The 6515-nt window shown below is 69.3% G+C and carries 7 protein-coding genes; 1 reads left to right on the forward strand and 6 read right to left on the reverse strand.

Annotation, left to right across the window (positions count from 1 at the left end):
• The 3 genes from pcnB to hda all read right to left on the reverse strand — a co-directional run.
• The coding region (gene pcnB / locus H0523_RS31275) for a polynucleotide adenylyltransferase PcnB (protein WP_180180289.1) at positions 1–1341 on the reverse strand (1341 nt) is incomplete at its 3' end.
• Positions 1342–2040, reverse strand: a complete 699-nt coding sequence (locus H0523_RS31280; protein WP_054434610.1) for an HAD family hydrolase — start codon at positions 2038–2040, stop codon at positions 1342–1344.
• Positions 2037–2738 carry a DnaA regulatory inactivator Hda gene (hda, locus tag H0523_RS31285; RefSeq protein WP_054434608.1) on the reverse strand — a complete coding sequence of 234 codons (702 nt, stop codon included), beginning with the start codon at positions 2736–2738 and terminating at the stop codon, positions 2037–2039. Before hda ends, H0523_RS31280 begins: the two co-directional genes overlap by 4 nt.
• 310 nt (positions 2739–3048) lie before the next feature.
• On the opposite strand from hda, the gene purM reads away from it, so the two are divergent.
• Positions 3049–4098, forward strand: a complete 1050-nt coding sequence (gene purM, locus H0523_RS31290; RefSeq protein WP_006393058.1) for a phosphoribosylformylglycinamidine cyclo-ligase — start codon at positions 3049–3051, stop codon at positions 4096–4098.
• Between the two features lie 63 nt (positions 4099–4161).
• Here the strand turns inward: purM and H0523_RS31295 are convergent, their stop codons facing one another.
• The 3 genes from H0523_RS31295 to H0523_RS31305 all read right to left on the reverse strand — a co-directional run.
• Positions 4162–4656, reverse strand: coding sequence for a hypothetical protein (locus tag H0523_RS31295; protein WP_054434606.1), 495 nt, complete (start codon positions 4654–4656; stop codon positions 4162–4164).
• Positions 4657–4738: 82 nt separating this feature from the next.
• The gene (gene miaA, locus H0523_RS31300) at positions 4739–5695 is read right to left on the reverse strand and encodes a tRNA (adenosine(37)-N6)-dimethylallyltransferase MiaA (protein ID WP_054434604.1); all 957 of its coding nucleotides are present in this window, start codon (positions 5693–5695) and stop codon (positions 4739–4741) included.
• 3 nt (positions 5696–5698) lie between these two features.
• A partial coding sequence (locus tag H0523_RS31305) for a DNA mismatch repair MutL family protein (RefSeq protein ID WP_503467168.1) occupies positions 5699–6515 on the reverse strand: 817 nt, incomplete at its 5' end.

Here is a 6515-nt window from a genome sequence, read left to right on the forward strand (position 1 = left end):
CGAGGACGGGCGGCGGCGCGGGCGGCGCTTGCGCGCGGCCGGCGCCGGGCCTTCGCTGGCGTCGCGCGGCAGGCGCGAGATTTCCTCGATCATGTCGGCGCGGGTGGCGTCGTCGGCGTTGGCCAGGTCCATCCACCACTGCGCCAGCACGCTGTCGAACTCGCCGGCGGCGGCGCGCAGCTGCAGGAAGTCGCAGGCGGCGCGGAAGCGCGGCTGTTCGATCATGCGGAAGATGGTCTTGCCCATGCGGCGCTCGAAGCGCGGCTGCATGAACCAGATCTCGCGCATGTCCGACGAGAAGCGGCGCTGGATCGCGAGCTTCTCGGTCTGCTCGTCGAGCACCGAGTCGGCGGCCTGCGACAGCGCCGGGATGGTGTGCTCGCCCTGGGCGCGCAGCTGCTTCCAGCGCACGTCCACCTGCTGCCACAGCAGCGCGGCGAACAGGAAGCTGGGGCTGATGGTCTTGCCGGCGCGTACGCGGGCGTCGGTGCGCTCCAGCGCCAGTTCCACGAAGTGCTCGCCGCCCGGCTGCTCCAGCACCACGTCCAGCAGCGGCAGCAGGCCGTTGTGCAGGCCGTCGGCGCGCAGCTGGCGCAGGCAGTCCATGGCGTGGCCGCAGGTCAGCAGCTTGAGCATCTCGTCGAACAGGCGCGAGGCCGGCACGTTCTCGATCAGGTCGGCCATGGTGCGGATCGGCTGGCGCGTGGCCGGGTCGATCGTGCCGTTGAGCTTGGCGGCGAAGCGCACCGCGCGCAGCATGCGCACGGGGTCTTCGCGGTAGCGCTTGGCGGGATCGCCGATGATGCGGATCTGGCGCTTCTTCAGATCGGCCACGCCGTTGTGGAAGTCGATCACTTCCTCGTTGTGCGGGTCGTAGTACAGCGCGTTCATGGTGAAGTCGCGGCGCGCCGCGTCTTCCTCGTGGGTGCCGAACACGTTGTCGCGCAGGATGCGGCCGTGGGCGTCGGTTTCCTGGTCTTCCGAGGCGGGCGCGCGGAAGGTGGAGGTCTCGATGATCTCCTGGCCGAACACCACGTGCACCAGCTGGAAGCGGCGGCCGATGATGCGGGCGCGGCGGAACAGCGGGCGGATCTGTTCGGGCGTGGCGTTGGTGGCGACGTCGAAATCCTTGGGCTCCAGCCCGACGATCAGGTCGCGCACCGCGCCGCCGACGATGTAGGCGTCATAGCCGTGCTGGCGCAGCACCTCGCACACCTTGATGGCATGGCGGGAGACGTTGCGGCGGTCGATGCCGTGCTTGTCGCGTCCGATGCGCAAGGGCCCCCGGGCTGCCGGCGCGAACAGTCGGCCGACGAATTTTTTTATGGTTTCGGTGATCATTTAGGACTTGGCATCTATGACGTGGTCGAACAGGTCGATCACTTGCCAGCCGCGTTCCTGGGCGATGGCGCGCAGGGTGGGGCTGGGGTTGGCGGCGATCGGACGGGTCACCTTTTCGAGCAGTGGAACATCATTGACCGAATCGCTATAGAAAAACGATTCGGAGAAATCCGCAAGTCCTAATCCCATGGCGCCCAGCCAGTCGTTCACGCGCACCACCTTGCCTTCCTTGAAGCTCGGGGTGCCGAGGATGCGGCCGGTGTAGCGGCCGCGCTGGACTTCGGCGTCGGTGGCCACCAGGTGGGGGATGCCGAAGGCGCGGGCGATGGGGGCGGTGACGAAGCTGTTGGTGGCGGTGACCACGGCGCACAGGTCGCCGGCTTCCAGGTGCGATTCGACCAGCTCGCGCGCGGCGGGGGTGATCGACGGGCGGATGACCTCGGCCATGAAGTCCTCGTGCCAGGCGGCCAGTTCGAACGGCGCGTGCGCCGCCAGCAGGCCCAGCATGAACTCGGCGGCCTGTTCGGCGGTGAGTTCGCCGCGGTTGTAGCGGTCCATCAGGTCGTCGTTGCGGCGGCGGGCCTCGTCCGGATCGCCGGCGCGGCCGGTGCGCGCCAGATAGTCGGCCCATTGGTAGTCGCTGTCGAGCGGCAGCAGGGTGTGATCCAGGTCGAACAGGGCGAGACGTCGGGAGGTCATGTGCGTTGTGAATCAGGGTCTGCGAGCATGGCGCGCAGCAGGGGCAGGGTGATGGGACGGCCGGTGGCCAGGGAATAGCGGTCCAGCGCGTCCAGCAACGCCGCCAGCTTGCGGATGTCACGCTCGTGGTGCGTCAACATCCAGTTGATGATTTCGGGCGCCAGGTGCAGGCCGCGTTCGGCCGCCTGGGCCGCCAGCGCCGCCAGCTTGTCGGCGTCGGACAGCGGGTCGAGGCGGAACACCAGGTCCCAGCCCAGCCGGGTGCGCAGGTCTTCGCGCAGCGGCATCGACAGCGTCGAGCGGTCGCCGGCCACGGCCAGCGCGAAGGCGCGGCCGGTGGCAGCCGATTCGCGCCAGCGGTTGTACAGGGCGAACAAGCCCGCCTGGCGGTGCTCGTCCATGAGGTGCACGTCGTCCACCGCCACGAACTTGGGCATGGGCGACTTGGAGTCGGCCTCGGCCAGCACGCGCAGGATGTTGGCGCTGTTGGCCGCTTCGATGTAGACGGCGTCGGGGCGCGCGGTCAGCGCGCGCAGCAGGTGGCTGCGGCCGCAACCGGCCGAGCCCCAGATATACAGCGCGCGGCCGGGAGCGAGCGTGCGCACGGCCGCCAGCGCCTCTCCGTTGGGACCGGCGATGTAGTTGTTCAGCGAGGGCGCTGGCGCGGGAAGAACGTCGAGCAGCAGCTGGCGGTTCATGAGAGGTTTATCGATCAGGCGGGTATAGCTAGGGCGAGCCCATGGCCGGCGGCGGCGTTGCCCGCCAGAAACTGGCAAAATCGCTATCGGCCAACCCTACACTTTAAACCACCCGGGGCGCCGGTGTCGCGTCCAAGCCCTTTGCCTGGCTTGGGTTTGCGCCAAAATGGCGCCGCGCCGGCCCGGGGCCGTCCCGCCCGCCGCGGACGGCTTTCGCCGGCCGCCGGCCTGGACCGGGCCGCAACATCGTAAAATGCAGGGCGTTCCACCCCAATTCCCAGCAATTGTTACATATCCCACGGCATTTCTCATGACGAATCAACCCAAAGCTCCCCTGACCTACCGTGACGCCGGTGTCGACATCGACGCGGGCGATGCCCTGGTCGACCGTATCAAACCGCTTGCGGCGCGCACCATGCGCCCCGGGGTGCTGGCCGGTATCGGCGGCTTTGGCGGCCTGTTCGAAGTGCCCAAGAACTACAAGGAGCCGGTGCTGGTCTCCGGCACCGACGGCGTCGGCACCAAGCTGCGCCTGGCGTTCGACTGGAACCGCCACGACACCGTCGGCATCGACCTGGTGGCGATGAGCGTCAACGACATCCTGGTGCAGGGCGCCGAGCCGCTGTTTTTCCTGGATTACTTCGGTTGCGGCAAGCTTTCGGTGGACACGGCGGCGTCGGTGGTGGGCGGCATCGCCAAGGGCTGCGAACTGTCGGGCTGCGCCCTGATCGGCGGCGAAACCGCCGAAATGCCGGGCATGTACCCCGATGGCGAATACGACCTGGCCGGGTTCGCCGTGGGCGCGGTCGAGAAGTCGGCCATCATCGACGGCAAGTCGATCAAGGTCGGCGACGTGGTGCTGGGCCTGGCGTCCAGCGGCGCGCACTCGAACGGCTACTCGCTGCTGCGCAAGATCCTGGAACGCGCCGGCGCCAAGCCCGACGACGACTTCCACGGCCAGCCGCTGGTCGACGTGGTCATGGCCCCGACCCGTATCTACGTCAAGCAGGTGCTGGCCGCGCTGGCCAAGCACGGCACCGCCATCAAGGGCCTGGCCCACATCACCGGCGGCGGCCTGCTCGACAACGTGCCGCGCATCCTCCAGGACGGCCTGTCGGCCCGCCTGCAGCGCGACAGCTGGGAAATGCCCAAGCTGTTCCAGTGGCTGCAGCAGCAAGGCGGCGTCGAGGACACCGAGATGTACCGCGTCTTCAACTGCGGCATCGGCATGGTGCTGGTGGTGGACCCGGCCCAGGCCGACGCCATCGCCGCCACGCTGCGCGAGCAGGGTGAAACGGTCAGCAAGCTGGGCGAGATCGTCGCCCAGACCGAAGGCATGCCGCAGACCGTGGTGGTCTGAGCCGGCTGGCCGCGCAATGAAAAAACCCGCCCTGGTGGCGGGTTTTTTCATTTCACGACGGGGCTAGAAGAACTTGACCCGCCCCTCGTCCTCGCGGAATTCTTCCCCCGTATCCAGATCCGTGCGCCACAGGGTGTCGTGAACGGACAGAAAGCCGCGCATATCCCGGTTGACGGCGCGCGCGTCTCGCCAGGCCGCCTGGAACCAGGCGATGTAGGTCTCCGTCATCTTGTCGCGCAGTTCATCGCCGAAATCATCGTCCTCGTTGTCCATGGCCTCCGTCAACGCGGCGTCGACCTCTGGCGGAATCAACGGGGACGGCAAGGCCAGCCGCAGGCCCCGGCCGCAGTAGCCGGAACGCGTGTTCAATGGAATCGCGACGGGCGCGAACGACTCCCAGTCGTATTCGATGTGAATGGCGTCCACGGTGTCCGCGGAAACGCCCTGGTCGAGCGTGAACGGACGCGCCTGCAGCAACCGCTGGATTTCGCTGATCAGGGCCTTGTTCTGCTTGCGCAGCATGGCGGCAAAGGACCGGTTCGCTTCGTCGATGTCCATCAGTTCGATCTCCAGTGATCAGGGGCCGCGGGGGGGCCGGTTGCATCGAAAGGTCAGGTCCGGGGGCGGGCGTCCCCGTGCGTCAGGACGCGTCGGCCAGCGCCGTGGCCACCGCGTCGATGGTCTGCGCCACCGCGTCGGCCGCCAGGCAGTCGACGATCACGCGCTCGGGCTGGGCCCGCAGCCAGGTGATCTGGCGCTTGGCCAGCTGGCGGGTGGCGGCGATGCCTTGCTCGCGGGCTTCGTCCAGGCTGATCTCGCCATCGAGATGGGCCCACATCTGGCGGTAGCCGACGCAGCGCACCGAGGGCAGGCCCGGGTGCAGGTCGGCGCGGGCATGCAGGCCGCGCACCTCGTCCAGCAGGCCGTTGGCCAGCATCGCGTCGAAGCGCTGTTCGATGCGCGCGTGCAGCGCGGCGCGCTCCGAGGGTTCCAGGCTGATGGTCAGGTAGCGGTTGTCGTCGCCGCCGGCGCTGGCGCGTTGGCGGCCGAGCAGCGCCGACATGGGCTGGCCCGACAACTGGCAGATCTCCAGCGCCCGCTGGATCCGCTGGCTGTCGTTGGGCGCCAGGCGCGCGGCGGTGACAGGGTCGAGCCGCGCCAGTTCGGCGTGCAGCGCCGGCCAGCCGTCGCGGGCGGCGCGCGCTTCGAGTTCGGCGCGCAGCGCCGGGTCGGCCTGCGGCAGGTCGTCCAGCCCGTCGCGCAGCGCCTTGTAGTACATCATGGTGCCGCCGGCCAGCAGCGGGATGCGGCCGCGCGCCGTGATCTCGCCGATCAGGCGCAGGGCGTCGGCGCGGAATTCGGCCGCCGAATACGACTGCGCCGGGTCGAGGATGTCCAGCAGGTGCTGCGGCACCAGGGCCTGCTCGGCCGGCGACGGCTTGGCGGTGCCGATGTCCATGCCCCGGTAGATGGTGGCCGAATCGACGTTGACGATCTCCAGCGGCCAGCGTTCGGCCAGCGCCAGGGTGGACGCGCTCTTGCCGGCCGCGGTGGGGCCGGCCAGGCAGATGACGAGGGGGGCGGCGGGCACGGGCAAGACCTATTGCCCGCGCAGGAACAGCTTGTCCAGATCGGACACCGACCATTGCACCCAGGTGGGCCGGCCGTGGTTGCACTGGTCGGCGCGCTCGGTGGCTTCCATCTGCCGCAGCAGGCCGTTCATCTCTTCGATCGTGAGCTTGCGGTTGGCGCGCACCGAGCCGTGGCAGGCCATGGTCGACAGCAGTTCGTTGCGCTGTTCGGTCAAGAGGCGCGACACGCCCACGCCGGCCAGGTCGCGCAGCACGGCGCGGGCCAGCGTCTCGATGTCGCCGCGCGCCAGGATGGCGGGCACCGAGCGCACCGCGATCGAGGTGGGGCCGGACGGCCGCATCTGGAAGCCGAGGTCTTCGAGCTGTTCCTCGAATTCCTCGACCACCGCGACGTCCTTTTCCTGGGCGTGGAACACCACCGGCACCAGCAGGTCCTGGCGCGGCAGGCTGCGCGCGTCCAGCGCCTGCTTGAGCTGTTCGTAGACCACCCGTTCGTGGGCGGCGTGCATGTCCACCAGCACCATGCCGCGGCGGTTCTGCGCCAGGATGTAGATGCCGTGCAGCTGGCCGAGCGCCATGCCGAGCGGATGCTCCTCGTCGGCCGGCAGCGTCGGCGCGGGCGCGGCCTGCGGCGCCGGCGCCGCCACGTCGCGCAGCGGCTCGACGCGCGCGGCGGTGTCTTCGGTCAGCGGGCGATACAGCGACTGCCAGTCGGCGGCGGGAATCCCGGCCGGCTCGGCGTGCAGGCGGAACGGCACTTGCGTATGCGGGCGCTGCGGCGTCGGCGAGGGCCGCAGGCCGTAGGCGGGCGCGGCGCCCGGGCTG

Source organism: Achromobacter insuavis, from assembly GCF_902859645.1.
GTDB lineage: Bacteria > Pseudomonadota > Gammaproteobacteria > Burkholderiales > Burkholderiaceae_B > Achromobacter > Achromobacter insuavis.